Genomic DNA, 16,728 nt, shown 5'->3' with positions numbered 1-16,728 from the left:
GTTTCTAACGCTTATCAAGTTTGTTACACTTGATAGAAGCTGGTCAACAACTGAGCTTACAAGCTCCCACTTCAAGTACCGCTAGGTACTAAGTGGCGGTAGTTGACATTGTTCCCATTAATAATATGTTACAACACCTATACGATACTTACCAATTCAATAGCAATTGTTATTTGGAACATCAACCTGCTTACTGATAACCTTGGGCTTGTAATGAAAATAGTCGTGAATATTGTCCTGCTTGCTGCATAAGCTGACGATGATTCCCTTCTTCGGTGATTTGTCCCTTATCAAGAATGATAATATGGTCGGCCATGCGTACGGTAGAAAATCGGTGTGAAATAAAAATAGTCATTTTGCCAGATGTCATTTCGCGAATATAATCAAACATTTGATATTCTGCTTCCGCGTCGATAGAAGCCGTTGGCTCATCAAGGATAAATATATCGGCATCTTCTCTCATAAAAGCGCGCGCTAAGGCGATTTTTTGCCACTGCCCTAAGGACAATTCTTGTCCACCACGAAACCATCTCCCCAACTGTGTGCTGTATTGCTGCGGAAGTTGTTGAATAAAAGATGCCGCCATTCCTTTTTCCGCTGCTTTTTGCCAACGTTCTTCATCTTCCCAACCGGAAACATCTCCGACACCAATGTTTTCCCCCACCTGAAATTGATATTTGACAAAATCTTGAAAAATGACTGCGATACGGCGACGTAAACTTTGTCTGTTCCACTGTTGTAAGTCGCGACCTTCGAAAAGAATACGTCCAGAGCTAGGATTGTAAAGACCTGTCAGCAATTTGATCAAAGTCGTCTTCCCCGAACCGTTTTCCCCCACCAATGCCAACTTTTTTCCTGGGGGTAAGTGAAAAGAAATATTTTGTACGGCAGGCGTCTCTGAATTGGGATATGTAAAAGAAACATTTTCAAAACGTATTCCGTCTCCTGGTTGTAAACCTTCGTCGTGGCCTCCACTAGGAGAGGCAATTTCTTCTTCTAGAAAGTCATATAAGTTCGAAACATAAAGGTTGTCTTCATACATTCCACTGATAGAACTCAACACCGACGATAAACTATTTTGGGCTTGCTTGAAGACTAGGATATACATTGTCATTTCTCCCAAACTAATTTGGCTTTTAATCGCCGCAGTTGCAATCCATATATAAGTACCATAGAATGCGAGTGTTCCGAGCAAACCGAGTAGATACCCCCACCAAATACGGCGAATGGTTAATTTGCGATCCTCTTGGTATACATTATTAAAAATGCGTTTATAGCGATCGAGAAGTTTTGTTCCTACCCCGAAAATGCTAATTTCTTTTGCATAGTCTTCGCGTGCAATTACCGTCTCTAAATACATTTGCTGGCGCGTCTCTGGAGTTCGCCAGCGAAATAGACGAAATGCCGCTCCCGAGAAATGAGTTTCGGCAAAAAACACCGGCAGTACCGCCGCGACTAAAACCAATGTCACCCAACCAGAAAACTGCCACAACAATATTCCATAGGTAAATAGAGAAATAAAATGACGTAAAAAATCAAATGTACGGTTCACTAAACTCAAAGGACGAGACGAAGCTTGACGGCGGGATTGTGTCATCTTGTCGTAAAACTCAGAATCCTCAAAATGCGTCAATTCTAAAGTTAAGGCCTTTTCCAAAATCATTGTATTCACACGGTGGCCCAATTGCGCACGTAGCAAAGCACGGCACATTCTAATTCCTCTTTGTCCTGCCGCAAAGAGCATCACCAAAATCATTTCAAAAACAATGTAATAGATGGCTTGGTTTTGGTCGGCAATTGCTCGCGACTTTGTCGCCATAATAACGGTATCGACGATCAATTTCCCCAGATAAGCAATACCTACCGGTAATATTCCGTTTAACAATACCAAACCAGCAAGAAGAATCGTTAATAGACGATTTGTTGCCCACACTAAAGAGATCGCACGCCCACTATGGCGGTAGACCCCCATAAACTGTTTCCAGCCTAATTTAGGGGTATCTTGGTTTACGGGATGCATATTCCATTTTTTCCTACGCATATTTTCTGCACAACAACAGTAACCCTATACTAACGAATAACTTTTCGCGTGAAAGCACCAACAAATAGGGCCATGGTAAAAATTCCAACAAATGCCTCGATAGTCACAACATAGCGAAATATGCTATCTGGATTAGGTGCCCAGTCTCCAAACCCCATGGTGGTAAATGTCGCTATACTAAAATATGTGGCATTGCTCCAATCAAATACACCTTGTTGCGCTCCATTATACCCGAACTCGTGAGGAAAGTAGCCATACAAAGCAGCAAAACCAAGGGCGATAAAAATAGAAGTAACGGTTATGCGAAACGGACGCGTACCATAACCACATCCTAAATCAAGAGCCCAAAAACTCAAAAAGCGTCCAAGAGTTTGCCATGGATGAAGAAGGGAAATCTTTAGTGTTTTGCGCATCGCTTTCTTATAGAGAAGATAAGCTTCATCTTCGTCGTCGTATCTGTTTTGCCTTTCAAATACATTTTTCAACAAAGAATATTCTTCCGCGGCCTCCACATAGTTTTTTTGCGCAACACTTTGCAACTTGCCACGCACTTGACGCCACGAAATAACCATGTCGTAGACACTCATGCCCGAGAAAGAAAGCTTTCCCTGAAACTCCGCTTTTGCAAAAGAAACTTTCGGCTCAAAAATAGCGGCATAGAAACAACAGTTCTTGGTAAAGATGCTACTGTGAAAAGTTGTTGCCCCGCTAAAAACCGCATAACTAAAGTTAGTTTCTTCAAAAGTCGACTTGGTAAAATCGGCGCCTTCGTTTAAACGCGCACGCTCCATGTCTAATTTTCCGATTTTGCTATTGCCCGCAAATAGTTTTCCACAAAATTTAGTTTTGATGAGTTCTATCCCGGCACAAAATTCACTTTCGGAAAAATGAGTTTCGTCGTGAAAGATCGAAAGCGGAAAGTGTAATTTGGCGTCAAATTTACAGCGAAAAAACAGCGCTTGTTTATAAAAATACGCCTCCCCCCAAAAAACGGCTTCTTTAAATTTGTTATCCACTACCTCTAAAGTATTTTCAAAACGAACTCTCTGTAACTGTGCCTTTTCATGAAATGAGCATTCCTTGACTCTTGTCACATCTTTAAATACAGCACCTGACTTTTCGGCAACAATACCGCAAATAAATTCGCCGTGAAATGCACATTTTACTATTTTCGTTTGGTGATGAAATACAGATTCTCTAATGTCCAACCCCATTAGGTGGCAACCATACATTTCAAATTCCCCGTGAAAACTTGCTGCGCGAAATGAAAAAATAAAGTCTTCCATACTTTTGGCTTTTCGCGCAGCATCTACAGGCATTTGTACATTGTACAACACCACATCTTTACAAAATTGCGCTAGATCCAAATCGGCCTTGCGCTTTATTGTGACATTTTGCAAGATAAAATCTTCCGCAAACTTACATGGTGGGACCACCTCTTCGTCACGCAGTAACTTTTTTTCAATGTCGCTTAAATACTCGCCACCAAGATTTAATTCGTCAACACTCACTAAGTTAAAGCATACTTTTTGTTGAAAATGCGCACCACTTCCCTCTAGAACACCAATCGTCACGTTATCAAAGATGATTTCTTTTTTAAAGACTTTGTCGCGAATATCTAACATATCGATATGACAATCTTTGATGACCTTCCCTTTGTGCATCCGATCAATAATGCTATCGGAAATCCCCGTTTCTCTCTTCGCTGTTTTCGTTGATTTCTTCTTTTTCTCGACATTCTTTTCACTGTTCTTTTTCTTGTTTTTTCCCTCTATTTTCGCCAGTGACTTTTCGTAACACTTTGCTAGAAGAAACTCAAAACACTCTTCAACATTTTTTCCCTCAGTGGCCACGGTTTCAAAACTGGGAAGATTTTTATTATTTATTTGTTTCTCCAAGTCTTCCACCGATTGAATGTCGTCTAAATCGCGTTTATTCCATTGTATGACAATGGGAATATCGCCGATCTTTACTCCGTGTTCTTGTAAATTTCCGCGTAACTCACGCCACGAATCAATATTGTCCTGCTGTCGTTCCTTGCGCGAGTCCGCGACAAAAACGATCCCATCTGCTCCGTGAAGAACAAGTTTGTTGCTCGAAGCATACGTAACCTTACCCGCAACAGTAAACAGACGTAACTTTGTATAAATACCATTTATTTTTGCATCGGGAGCCACACTCGAAAAAAGCATACGGTCCTGATCTGTAGAAATAACAGCAATGTCGCTACGTTGTTCCTTGGGATAGCTTTCATGAACGCATTCAAAGGAAGTCGTTTTCCCCGACATTTCTGGACCGTAAAACACGATCTTCATATTAATAGATCTGCGAAAAAAATTAAATTGAACCATGGAAACCTCCTAGTCTATTGTGTCTCTTTCCACAGGAAAAGGTCCCTCGACAAATTTTTCCTCATGATATCCTTTGATTCCCACCTCTAAAGCAAGAGGGCTGCGAAAATCTTCACCGTTCTTTAGTTGCCCAATAATAAACGCAAAATCATAACGTGGCTGCCACCCCAACTGTTCACGAGCTTTTTTATTGACATAAACACGTTCTATTCGTGGAAACATTTTCCAGTTTTTTTGCCGGTAGAGAGAGGAATAGTCTGGCAGCAAACGTGCGACAACTTGCGGAGCATTTTTGTGTAATTCGCAAAGATGCTCTTTCGTAAAAGGTGTTGTTGCACTGATAATATAGCGCTCAAATCCAATGCGTGATGCCTTCTCCATCGCGAGTATGTGCGCGTCGACAATGTCGGCAATATCGACACGACGGTATAAATATTCATTGACCTTTATATTGTCACTTATGTAGGAATTTCTCATTTCCGCGTTATCGTCTTCTTCCAGAAAAAAACGCGAGGTACGCAAAACAATACCGGGAAGTTTAAATTTGTAGTGAAAAAGCTCACATAGGTTTTCCGCAGCAAATTTCGTGGTTCCATATATATTGCGCGACACTGGTGTCAATGATTCATCTACCCACACAGCGGGTGCGTTCAAATTTGGACGCAGAGCGCGTCCGAAAACACTCGTAGTACTTGTAAAAATAAAAGCCTTGGCTTGTACTTTTACCGCTTCCTCAAGTAAGTTTAAAGTTCCGGTGATGTTGGTGTCGATGAAATTTTGTCGCGTGTGAGTGGAAACATGTGGTTTGTGAAGTGTGGCAGTGTGCATCACAACATCGATTTTCTCCATACATTTTGCAATGCCTTTGCGATCTGTAACACACACTACTTTGTCCGTGAACGGTGATTCTTTGATGTCAATACCACAAACATCGTGATTTGTATTGCGCAAGGTACGCATTAGCGCTTCGCCTAGATGCCCTGCACTACCTGTAACTAAAATTTTCATGGATTCTGTTCCAAAGAGTTTTTGTTGTAGGTCAGGTTGTACCTGAATTTTAACATTTTAAGCGAAAAGTCCCCCATCCTCTATAGGTGGGGGATGAATCGCTAGCTACCTAATACAGTGATAAAAAATTTTATAAAATTTTACTATCGCTGTACATGATATTTTCGTAATCGAGAACAAAATTCGTAATTTTTCCGTATCTTTTTAGGGGAAATACTTGAAAACAAATTCAAGGCATGATAAAATTTCTTTCACTATGAAAGAAAAATATAACAAATTAGTAACGACTTTAGATACAAATAATCATTCAGTATTCAATCTGAATTACCACTTGGTATTGGTGGTGAAATGCCGTAGAAAAGTATTGAACAAACAAATGGTAAGTCGTATAAGAGAAATAGGTGAGTACATAGGAAACAGATATCATATAAATTTCTTGGAAGTAAATCACGAGAAAGATCATATGCACATTCTATTCAAAGCCCATCCAAAGAGCGCTTTATCAAAGTATATCGGTGCTTTCAAAAGTGCATCTTCGAGACTTATCAAAAAAGAGTATCCTCATGTAAAAGAAAAATTATGGAAAGAGTGCTTCTGGTCACAAAGTTATTGTTTGATCAGTACCGGAGGAGCACCGCTTGAAGTCATTAAAAGTTATATTCAAACACAGGGAGAGAAAAAAAGAAAGGCAAACGGTCAGTGATAAGAGTAAAGAAGACACCTTTTCAAACGAACAAAGAAAGTCTCTCTCGTCTTTTCAATTGCAATCGAATAAGTGCCCAGGTATACAATGACTGCTTGAAAATATCAAAAGCCTATAGCAAAGATAATGGCAGGTGGATCAATAAAACACAATTGCAACAGGCAACAAAACGCAAATATCCTCTTCACTCTCAGTCGATTCAAGCTGTGTGCCATAAGTATCTTGATGCCAGAAATGCTGCACGCGAAGCACGCAAAAAAGGCTATAAAAACCGCTATCCTTACAAACAGAAAAAGTATTTTCCAACAAAATGGGCTAAAGATGGATTTTATATTGACTATGACAAAGGAAAAATTACTTTCTCTATGGGAATCAAAGATGGCAAAAGGCAAAAACCGCTCTCTGTTAAAGTCGATAAACTTCCAAGTGGCAAGATCAAAGAAATAGAACTGGTGTACAGTGGTAAATTACATTTAGCAATTACCTATGAAGATGGGTATCATCCCAAAGAAAATAATAGTAAAACTATTGCTGCAATTGATATGGGAGAGATTCACTCAATTGCAAGTGTCACTGAAAATGGAGAGTCTCTAATTATCACCGCACGACAATTGCGCTCCATCAAACGTTTGAGAAACAAAAAGCATAGTCAAATAAGAAAGAAACTCTCTCGTACAAAAAAAGGCTCCAGGCGTCACCGAAAGCTACGACGAGCCATGCACTCAATCACTAATAAAACTGACCGACAACAACAAGATATTCTCCATAAAACCAGTCACAACTTTCTCAAGTGGGCCAAAGAAAATGAGGTCAAAACGGTTGTTGTTGGTGATGTTGAGGGAGTACAACGCAACACTTCTGCTCGTAAAAAAACAAATCCCAATAAAAAAAGACGTCGACGTCAAGTCAGTCAAAAACTCAGCCAATGGTCTTTTGGCATTCTCCTCACTTACCTTGCATACAAACTAGCTGCTAACTCTATTGAGTTGGTTTGCCGAAGCGAAGCATACACTTCTCAGACATGTCCTGTCTGTCATCGGAAAAAGAAACCTTCTGGTAGAGTATATCGTTGCCACTGTGGTTATTGCGAACATCGCGATATTCATGGTGCTAAAAATATACTATCGCTTCACAAATATGGCTCTATCCAAAATTTGGGGATAGATGTCAAACAAATAACGTATCTACGGCCTGCCGCTTGCGGCAAAAAGTAGTAGAAAGCTCTGTTCCGAGCCTGTAGGAGAGTCCGGTAACCACCCCTGATTCATTTGTACTACAGTTGTCAGGAGCACTGATGGAATGATGCGCATCCTTCGTGGATGAGGTTGTTCTTGTGGATGACCGCCTGTGATTACTTGATGTATACTCCTTGAAATCTCTTGCTTTTGGAAGCCCCAGCTTCTTCAAGCCGGGAGGGTTCACTCATCTACTTCAAAAAACGTTGTGGTACTTGCAGCTTTACCGTAGAGATCTCCCATATGCGATGGTTGTAGCCATAAGCAATGTTTTTATTGTGTAGATTTTTTAACCGCTTCGTATTATCTATGTAAAAATAGATTCCTGTCGCGGTGCCACCATATTCGACAACTTCATGTTCACCGATAAAAATATTGACGACCATCGCCATGTGACGCGGAAAATCGCCATTGATGTTTACGCGATATTTTTTCTCGTTTGTTTTTCCATTACGCACGATAGCGGGAACTATAGTACAGGATGTGATTTGAATATTATTGCGGTTTCGAAAACTATATACCACAAATTTCACTTTGCTATATTGCACATCGCCATTTTTGATACGATGGCCAATCATTTTATTTTGTAGAAATTTTAGTAAACTTTTGTCCTCGATCACAAAGCGTATATTTTTTGCGGAAATTTTGGCATTTTTCACTTGGTAATCACCGATAAAGATCTCGATGTTTTTTTGCGGGAATTGTCCTACAATCGTGACAATATAATGTTCATCACGTTGTACACCACTGTTTTTTTTCTCTAGCTTTTGCTTCACGACATTGCAAGACGTGATCAATGTTTTTTCTTGGGCAGTGAGCACGGTCATACAACACAATATGCAAAGGTAATATGAAAGTTTCATGTGGCCTCCTATTTACTTAATTGAATATCATCCATTACAATAAATCCCGTTGGTGTATTACAAAACTTGATACGTATGGTGATGTCTTTTAAAGGAATTTTGTTGTTGGTGAATTTTTCGATGGGAATTCGCACTGTTTGCATATTGGTTTTGCTGATATCGTAATTGAATTTAAACACCGGAACAGGAGCGACCAATTTAGTAAAGCGCGATATTTTCACGGGTACGGTTGTGTTTTTCGCCAATTGTAAGTTCAACGATAAATCTTGCCCTTCTACAGGATTATGTTGCGGCTCTTTTTCATACATTTGACCAATGCGAAACGACAAATAAGGATAGTCCGCGACAAGCTTTTCGATTTGTGAAGGTAATTTTATTTCGTATACAGCGTCATTGCTATTCCACGTAACAAATGCACCATGCGTTTGTTGTGATGTTACATTGCTACCTCCTTTGATGGAAGCTTCCTTAAACTGCGACATGTTTCTCGCGTTGTTTTGTACACCAGGATATGTTCCTGTGGTACTGTCAACGTCTTCTTCGTAGTTGTTTAGGTCGATATGTTCGCGATCACTATATTGCTGTACCGCGACTATATCCGTAGGAATCAAGCTTTCACTACCCGTAAAAAGTTCTTTGCGAGACTTTCCTTGTAGGGTCCACTCAAAAAAAGCGCGCATAAAAATTTGTGCGAGCAACTGCTGTTTTTCTGCGGTAATTTGTAAGTATGGCGATGACATGCCAAAACCTGATCCTCCATCATTGGAGTATTGCCATACTGTATTCCAATAATTGTGGTTGGCCCCATGCACAAACAGCAGGGACTTAAAACCTCCTGCGTCATGGTCAACGGGAAAAGCACGATCATACATGCGTAAACCAGCAAAGTTGTAGACATCTCCATCATGACTTCCATGCATCACAAAGTAATTCGTATCGTTTATCACCACTTTCGTGGATTTACCTATTTGACCATCCACCGGGGCAATGGCAAATAATCCTTTAATGTTAAAAGCAAAATTATGTAGTGGATCGTTTTGGTCATGTAGGGTTTTATTAAATAAATTGGCAACGGCAACCGCCTCACCTCCGCGTGAATGTCCTGCAAGGCCGATGCTGTTCATATCTATTTTTTGATAAAAACGATGTTGTGGTGTCTGATTCCACTTCCTCCACACCTGCAAATGGCGTAACATTAAAATAGCGCGTGCATCCATTTCTCCCGAGACACGACCATTGAGAAAATTCCCATCGATACTAATACCAACCATGCCATGGCTTGCCAGAAGCTGCGTCAAATATTTATATCCTTCGTGACTAGGACGCAAAGGAAAATGATTTCCATGAAAAATAACCACCAGAGGGAAAGGGCCCTTACCTACAGGGTAGTGGCCGACACCAGAGATCGGTACGTTGTCCATCTGTTCTTGGACTGCCTCGTCAGGGGTAGCGAAATACGAAGACACATCCGTGCGTAGCAGATCCTGTGGATCATTACTCTGTGGTTGATAATAAAACTCCTCCGTTTTGAAATTCCCCTCGTTGGCAATTTTTTCTCTTGAATTTTGCCCATAAACTGTGCAACATGCAAATAAAATAATAATAGTTTTCAAAAAATAGGACATGGTAAATAACCTTACAAAATACTGTAAAATTTTTGAATGCGTGTTATCTTTTATATAAAAGTTTTTTCGTTTTGTAAAGTTCTAATGAAGATGCCAAGGCAGGAGCAAATATGTTTTCATCGCGTAAATCACTAAAATCGCAAAAAAAGTGTATGGTCTCACTCGTAAAATCACCTGATGGGATTCCCTGGGGAATTTCTATCTACCGTGGAAAATCTCCCAATGAGTACATACAGCCCATCGCGGTATCGTTGGGGTATGACCCTCTACCTGAAAAATGGGGGACGAAGTTTGAAGAGTTAGCATGTTCCGTACAAAAAATAATAGACGACCGACAATTCTTTCAACTCGAACACAAAAATAAGAACCACGAATTTTATATCCTCAGTTGTAATATGAAACAACTGTTTGGCAAAACCATTTTGCGCAGAATGATTGATAAATTTGAAGACACGAAAAGCGACACCTATTGCCGGGATTCCAGTATAGAAGATTCACGTTCCTATCACCTAGATGAGGAAAACTCTCCCCAAGCGCAAATTATCCAAAAAAAAATAGAGGAAAGACTTCATGCCTCTTCTCCCAAACTGGCGATTCAAACCGATGGCAACAAGCTAGGCATTATACGTCTGAGACAAGACCGAAGTGTTCTTTGGGAAAGATACTTTATCTCGGAAGACCTCACGCATTTAAAAACCGGTAAATTTTATGCTTATGTTGCAAATAATATCATTGCCGAAGGATCTTTGGGAAAAAAATACCTTGAGTTGCGTAAACCAGGAGTCTTCAATAACTATCAGTGGAAATTTAAGGTAAAAGTGAGTGAAATTCTCCATCATTTAGCGGAACTGACTTTTTCTCTCCATGAATCTCACCAAAAGGGAATTGTTCACGCAGATTTAAAACCGGAAAACATTCTCATTACCAAAAAAGGCATGATCGCCATCGATAGTATGGAAGCAATGATTGGTAAAAACTCCAAAGGAATGACAAAAAGGTACGCTGCTCCAGAACAAATCATGCGCGAAACAGTTTCCCCACAAACAGATCAATATGCTTTTGGCGTAATCTTGGCGGAATTACTTGGGGGAGTGATATACGGCGAAGAGGTTAATTTTATTATTCCCACAGGCGGTTCAGGTAGTACGCGAATGACGATCTTAAAAGATCCAGGTGTATTCTTAGATCCCACCACGTGCTCTGTCCCGACAAAATCAATACAAAGAGTACGTGACTTGATAAAAAAATGCCTCAGTTTTCATTGTAGCGATCGTTTCTCTTCCATGAAGGAAATCGGTACCGAAATTCATTCGTGGAATAAAGACGATGACTTTTCCCATGAGTTAGAATGCCCGCTCCAATTTGGTCAGTTAAAAAGTGATGAAACCGAAAACAGTTATTGGTGGCTAACAGACAACTACCAATAAGGAAAATTCTCATATTTTGAGTACATTTGCCGTTCGACAATTTGTTATGATGGACGCTCATGTTTTATTACTACTAGTAAAGGATACACAATGAAATACAGTTGTTTAATGATTGCTTGCACACTGTTATTCTGCTCTTGTGCAAGTGTGAACAGTGATTATGTGGGTAGCTATCGCGCAAGAGGCGCAGGGTCATACTCCCTAGATTTAGGGCACAATGGTGATGCATACTGGCAAAGACAGCGCCGTGATGGATCCATTGAAATAAGAGAAGGGACATGGGCGGCTTCGGGAAGTACGATCTACCTATCGATTACCTCTCAGTCGGTAATGAAAGGGCGCAGAGAAATGCACAAAAGTAACACCGACAAAGACTTCTCCGGAACAATTTCCGGTAATTGCATCCGTTTAAAATCGAAAAAATACTGCCGTTAGATGATAAATGTTCCTATCTTGTCCTAGCAAAATAGGAACATTTATTCATGTAGAAATTTACCCGAAGGCATAAATTATTTACGAAAAATATGGATTTTGACCTTGGGAGTGGTCGGTGTTGTCAAATACGGAATTGATCGAAGGAATTTCACGCTTTAAGGTCGCTTCTATACCATTGCGTAGCGTTGCCATTGCCATACTACATCCTTGGCAACCACCGGACATCTGAATATAAACATCGTTGTCCTTTACTTCAATGAGATTGGCACTTCCGCCATGCATCGCAAGTCCCGGATTAATGTGTTCATCGAGAACTTGTTGTACGCGGGTTTTTAAATCGCCCACCGGAATATCGTTTTGTAATTCTGCGGAGATGAGAACATCCTCATTGGCAATACACTCACGGATTTTCGTCCCAATTTGTTTGGCAAAATGTGGCCATGGATCTAAGGTATTTTTTGTAATATACAATGAATTATTCTCTACATATACTTGGTCAATGCCTTCTATAGCAAATAGGTTTTCAATCAACGGAGAACCTTGGGCTTGTTCACGCGTTTTAAAACTATATTTTTTTCCGGGGTAAATGTCATGTGCTATTTCGAACATACAAATTTGTGGGTCCATTTGTGGATGACAGGTTATACCTATTTTTTCACTCATCACGTTGCTCCTTTTTTGTTGTTAAACGTTTTAGTAAATCTTGCTTGAAGTCTTCAGAAGCTTTGTAACAATAACGCACGGTGCGTTTTGTTTTAAAAGTTTTTGATACCAATAAATAGGGTTTTTCTTTTTCTTTTGTTCCTTGCATTCTCTCTTCGGTAACATCATCAGGTAAGGTCTGAATTGCGACGGGTAATTTCTCACTAGTGATCATTTTAGGAGAAGTTAAGTACGCAACCGCCAATGTATCAAAAGGATTAAAACCATCGACATAAAAAACAACTTCCCATAAGTTTAACCAATTTCTTGCGTGAGGAACAAGCCACGTACAAGCGGCATCTTTGCTCTTTTCTAAATAGTCTAGATCACTTTTTTTCATCCACACTTTTGATGAAATTTCAAAAGGTGCGAGTACGAGGGGAATTTCCGTCTTTAAAAGCTCACGAAAAGCTTGAGGATCTTTTTCGAAATTAAAATCGCGATGCGCTTTCGTGTTTTTTGTTCCGGTCTGAAACCTTTGCTGAGGTCTGCGCCCTGCTACCGCGATAATTTCTTTTACTTGTCCAGCAATTTTTGGATGATTCTTCACCACCGTAGCAATATTTGTTACGGGACCTAAAGCGAGTATTGTCAGTGGTCTTTTTTGTAAGGCCGCATAGAGATTTTCGGAAGCGGCGGTTTCGCTGCCAACTTCATCTCCTTCTTTGGCCCCTTTGTATACGGGAATTTTTTTGTCGCTGAACTTTGCCACCAACAATTTAGCGATGGGGTAACCTTCTTTTAGCGAAGCATTACCAAAAACAACACTAATTCCCACAATATTGAGTTCTGGAGAACGAAATGCTTGAAGTAGTGCAAGAGCATCATCCACATCTCGATATTCGATGCCAGCGGCAGGGTCCGTATCAATCCACACATCTATTTTTTGCTGTGCATAGATGCAGGAAATGAAAACAATAGATATACAAATCCACTTAGTCATGTTTCCCCCTAATCTACTTCAGATAACGTATTGTCAGGTGTCACTACAAGGCGATATGACAATTCTAATAGTTTGCGCTTATCTTGTAAATGGTATTTTATAGGTAATTGCGCTACTCCTAGTAAGCGACGCATGATTTCAACTCCTGCAAATTGAAAAGCAAGACGTACATCAAAGGTATTCATTCGTCTGTAGTGCGCAAAAATTTTAAATACAAAACTGCGTGGTTGTTTCGCCAATAGTAAATGCGCAATCATTACACCCATATCAAATTCTGCAGGTCCACAAAAACAAAACTCTACATCGATTATTTTTACCCCATCATCTGTTAATAACCAGCTACCAGGATAATAGTCACCGTGGAGAAGCGTCGTACCGTTTTCCAAATATAACTTACCAAGAGTAGCAATGCATTTTTTATAGTCATTTTTGTTGCGAAATTCACTAGCGACGTCGTTAAGTCCTGGGGTAATATTATCGAGGTCAACACTTTTGTCTTTGAGGGGGATTTCGTAAATGTGTTGATAGTTAAGTGCGCGCATCGCTTCGTTCGTAATCATTGTCGTCGTTTTTGTTGTGTGGAGGTTACCCAAAAAAATCGTGAGTTGTTGTAGTTGATCTCCCGTAATAAATTCTCCGTTGTAGAGAAAGGTAAAATCTTTGGCGTTTCCCAAGTCCTCGAAGACAACGATATACGAATTTTCATCCACATGGAGAAGGCGTGGCATATCACGTAAAACAAGATCATTTCTTTGTACATTACTGTAAAACTCCGCTTCCATCAGTGTTCTCTCTATAGGTGCTGCAATGCTAGGATATTTTTCCACCCAAGGTCGCGATTGCTTTACAATAAAAGAGCGTTTGTCACTTTTTACACGTAAGGTACAATTCATGTTACCATCACCCGCTTTTTCAACGTGTGATATTGTTTCGCCTGAAAGTAAGTATTGTTGTTGCAAAAGATAGTCCTCAATGCTACGCGCGTCACATTCTAAAAAATACGCTTCGGGATATGAAGAACAAAAGGTTTGTTTGTCCATGTTATAATTCCTGCCAAATGTAAAACAGACGCCAAGAGCTATATGTTCTTGGCGTCTGTTGTTGTATTGCTAACTATACGAAAAAAAATTAGTCTACGGAATTCCAAATATTAGCATCTTGCCCGGCGCTTCCCGAAGCAAAACTTCCTTCGAGTTTGCTTGCATTTTCTGCGTCTGCAGCAAATGCGGCATTTGCTTTTGGCATATCGAGATCATAGTACTGTCTCGTTTGCGTAGAAACAATTTCCCCTTTTTCATTCATAGCATATACAGTGTTGTCTTCATATGAAGCTGGCCATGCATAGATAACAAATTTGTGATGAGCACGATTGCTTTCTGCGCCTTCTTCCGTCACTTCTCCATCAGCAGTTGCACGATACATATAGAGATAATAGTCACCGCACATGAAAACTCCAGAGTCGTAATTGTACACATTGTATGTATAATTTTTCTGAGTTAGGTCGGTAAAAGATCCGTAGCCCATTCTGTCTACTTTGTACATCTGTTGTGCAGACAGTATGTTGCGTAGATTACTTTTGATCATCACTTGACGCGCTTTTTTCTTTTGCTCTTCAATCAGTGGAATGGCAATGGCTGTTCCCACTCCAGTTGCTCCAGCAACAGGAATAATAAATGTCATCGGAGAAGTATACGACATCAGCAACCCGTCTTTGTCGGAAGCATAGCTCATTAAAAATGGCTTCAAATGACGACTAATCGTTGTTGCTTGTGGTAAATTCGCCGTGCTAAACTCAACACCTGCCTTGCGTATAATTCCTTCGAAAGAACGCAAAATCGGAATCATCGTGTTCCACACATAGTTGAACATCGGACGCACATCTAGGTATGTGACAAAAGAGGCTTCTGCTGGTAGAAACTTCTTGAGTTGTTGAAAATCAACATTGTTGTCAATATTTTCTTTCCAACTCGAACGTTCTTCAATGAAAGACTTCATGTCTTGCACACTACCCGCTATGTACAACGTACCATTTTCGACCATCAATGCTTGCCCAGAAAAGTTTCCTAGTTTAGGTAGCGCTTGGAAGGTACGAAAATTGAATAGTTCACCGACGTTCTGTGAAACATAGTGAATTGTTTTCCCAGCAAACTCTAACTTTTTAATCGAAAGGTCACCTTTGGTGGCCATTTCATTTGCAATGCGCCAAAACTCTGCTTCGTTTTTCAAAGTGACAGCACCTAAACTACGCGGTAACAATCCACCTGTCGCAGGCATGTAGTTACAACCGTAAAGCTCGGTACCTAATGTATCGAACAAACCGTTTTCGAAATCAAAGCCTAACTCACGCTCAATTTCTCCCATCATATGTTCATACATTTGTAGCAAGCTACCATCGGGAGCAATATCTTCAAGAGTTGCTTTAACTTTGTTGAGTAATCCGACCATGTCAAAACGCATTAAAGACACACCCACGCTGTGTTTTGGCATGTATTTAAGTGCTTCCATAGAGGTTGGTTTTAGGTCAAACACCGACATAACACCATTTTTTTCTCCAGGTGAATGTAAATAGAAATCAACGTTGATGTTGTCCCCATCAATGTTCACTCCCATACCTAGTGATTTGATACCCGCAACGCCTAATTTTTCCATCATCGGCATCGCTTGTGGAGGCATCATCGGCGAGAACTGTTTCATGGCTTGCTCTACATTTAAGTAAAGTAACTCAGCAGCAACTCCCGCACGGTGAACCTTCGAAGATACGGTTTTTATATTTGCGGCATCTTTTAGACGTGCACCTTCGGAACCCGATATCAGTTCTTTTAATAAAGTATTTTGCGAACTAATGAGAAGTGTGTCTTGTACGATCGCATAACTCACCTTCATGTGTGGAGGCATTTGCTGGACACTATACACAGTGTGTCCATCGTGTTGCTCTTCATCAAAGGTAAAACCACTGGCTTGTTTGGCCAAATTCAGTAAAGCATCTATCGCTTCGCGATTTTCGCCAAACTCTATGGACAAAACAGCACCAACACTTTGTCGTCTTGGATCTACATCAACAACCGCAAGAACTACTTCCCCGTGTAGTACAGCGATGGCTTTTTCTGCAGGCATACCTAGTACTTGCGATACCTGGTTTATCGTTCCGTGAAGATGATCTTTGTAAGGATCGATTGTTTTTTTGACAAAGTTTTGTACTTCGGGTTCGTTGAATAATTTGTAAAGTGCAGAACCCTTCATCGCATCTCGAGATGTAGCAACATCAGGAGCTCGCCACAATACTAGTGTACGTTCAGGTAGTTGATCGTACAGTTGGAAATTCTCCTGTGCATTCACACATACCAATGTTGCGAAAATGATACACAAAAATATTTTTTGCATTATAAACCTCTTTT

At 40.2% G+C, this 16,728-nt stretch carries 13 protein-coding genes; 4 read left to right on the top strand and 9 right to left on the bottom strand.

The window, feature by feature from the left end; all coding sequences use genetic code 11:
- Positions 1 to 190: 190 nt before the first annotated feature.
- From UABAM_RS21850 to UABAM_RS21840, 3 genes are read right to left on the bottom strand one after another with little or no spacing between them, the layout of a single operon-like run.
- Positions 191 to 2,020 carry an ABC transporter ATP-binding protein gene (locus UABAM_RS21850; protein WP_229759294.1) on the bottom strand — a complete coding sequence of 610 codons (1,830 nt, stop codon included), beginning with the start codon at positions 2,018 to 2,020 and terminating at the stop codon, positions 191 to 193.
- Between the two features lie 50 nt (positions 2,021 to 2,070).
- Entirely contained in the window at positions 2,071 to 4,392 is a 2,322-nt protein-coding gene (locus UABAM_RS21845; protein WP_151970117.1) for an ion channel, read from the bottom strand.
- A 9-nt stretch (positions 4,393 to 4,401) separates the two neighbouring features.
- Entirely contained in the window at positions 4,402 to 5,400 is a 999-nt protein-coding gene (locus UABAM_RS21840; protein ID WP_151970116.1) for an NAD-dependent epimerase/dehydratase family protein, read from the bottom strand.
- 256 nt (positions 5,401 to 5,656) lie between these two features.
- On the opposite strand from UABAM_RS21840, the gene tnpA reads away from it, so the two are divergent.
- Together tnpA and UABAM_RS21830 are read left to right on the top strand one after the other, a co-directional pair.
- Entirely contained in the window at positions 5,657 to 6,103 is a 447-nt protein-coding gene (gene tnpA / locus UABAM_RS21835) for an IS200/IS605 family transposase (protein ID WP_152021965.1), read from the top strand.
- A complete protein-coding gene (locus UABAM_RS21830; RefSeq protein WP_151970115.1) occupies positions 6,100 to 7,317 on the top strand; it encodes an RNA-guided endonuclease InsQ/TnpB family protein in 1,218 nt (405 codons plus the stop codon). The genes tnpA and UABAM_RS21830 overlap by 4 nt, the downstream gene beginning before the upstream one ends.
- A gap of 212 nt (positions 7,318 to 7,529) precedes the next feature.
- On the opposite strand, the gene UABAM_RS21825 is transcribed toward UABAM_RS21830, so the two are convergent.
- Together UABAM_RS21825 and UABAM_RS21820 are read right to left on the bottom strand one after the other, a co-directional pair.
- Positions 7,530 to 8,201, bottom strand: coding sequence for a hypothetical protein (locus tag UABAM_RS21825; protein WP_151970114.1), 672 nt, complete (start codon positions 8,199 to 8,201; stop codon positions 7,530 to 7,532).
- A gap of 8 nt (positions 8,202 to 8,209) precedes the next feature.
- On the bottom strand, positions 8,210 to 9,826 hold the full coding sequence (locus UABAM_RS21820; protein ID WP_151970113.1) for an alpha/beta hydrolase: 1,617 nt from the start codon (positions 9,824 to 9,826) through the stop codon (positions 8,210 to 8,212).
- Positions 9,827 to 9,936: 110 nt separating this feature from the next.
- On the opposite strand from UABAM_RS21820, the gene UABAM_RS21815 reads away from it, so the two are divergent.
- The gene (locus UABAM_RS21815) at positions 9,937 to 11,253 is read left to right on the top strand and encodes a protein kinase domain-containing protein (protein WP_151970112.1); all 1,317 of its coding nucleotides are present in this window, start codon (positions 9,937 to 9,939) and stop codon (positions 11,251 to 11,253) included.
- 90 nt (positions 11,254 to 11,343) lie between these two features.
- Positions 11,344 to 11,688, top strand: coding sequence for a hypothetical protein (locus UABAM_RS21810; RefSeq protein WP_151970111.1), 345 nt, complete (start codon positions 11,344 to 11,346; stop codon positions 11,686 to 11,688).
- A gap of 78 nt (positions 11,689 to 11,766) precedes the next feature.
- Here UABAM_RS21810 and UABAM_RS21805 read toward each other — a convergent pair whose 3' ends face one another.
- The 4 genes from UABAM_RS21805 to UABAM_RS21790 all read right to left on the bottom strand — a co-directional run bounded on the left by UABAM_RS21805 (position 11,767) and on the right by UABAM_RS21790 (position 16,714).
- A complete protein-coding gene (locus UABAM_RS21805) occupies positions 11,767 to 12,351 on the bottom strand; it encodes a NifU family protein (RefSeq protein WP_151970110.1) in 585 nt (194 codons plus the stop codon).
- Positions 12,344 to 13,333 carry a nucleoside hydrolase gene (locus UABAM_RS21800; protein WP_151970109.1) on the bottom strand — a complete coding sequence of 330 codons (990 nt, stop codon included), beginning with the start codon at positions 13,331 to 13,333 and terminating at the stop codon, positions 12,344 to 12,346. The genes UABAM_RS21805 and UABAM_RS21800 overlap by 8 nt, the downstream gene beginning before the upstream one ends.
- A gap of 8 nt (positions 13,334 to 13,341) precedes the next feature.
- Positions 13,342 to 14,373, bottom strand: coding sequence for a phosphotransferase (locus UABAM_RS21795; RefSeq protein WP_151970108.1), 1,032 nt, complete (start codon positions 14,371 to 14,373; stop codon positions 13,342 to 13,344).
- A gap of 88 nt (positions 14,374 to 14,461) precedes the next feature.
- Entirely contained in the window at positions 14,462 to 16,714 is a 2,253-nt protein-coding gene (locus UABAM_RS21790; protein ID WP_151970107.1) for a DUF3352 domain-containing protein, read from the bottom strand.
- Positions 16,715 to 16,728 lie beyond the last annotated feature (14 nt).

The organism is Candidatus Uabimicrobium amorphum (assembly GCF_009002475.1).
Taxonomy (GTDB): domain Bacteria; phylum Planctomycetota; class Uabimicrobiia; order Uabimicrobiales; family Uabimicrobiaceae; genus Uabimicrobium; species Uabimicrobium amorphum.
The sequence above is the reverse complement of the archived record's forward strand: the minus strand, read 5'-3'. Positions and strand labels throughout refer to the sequence as shown.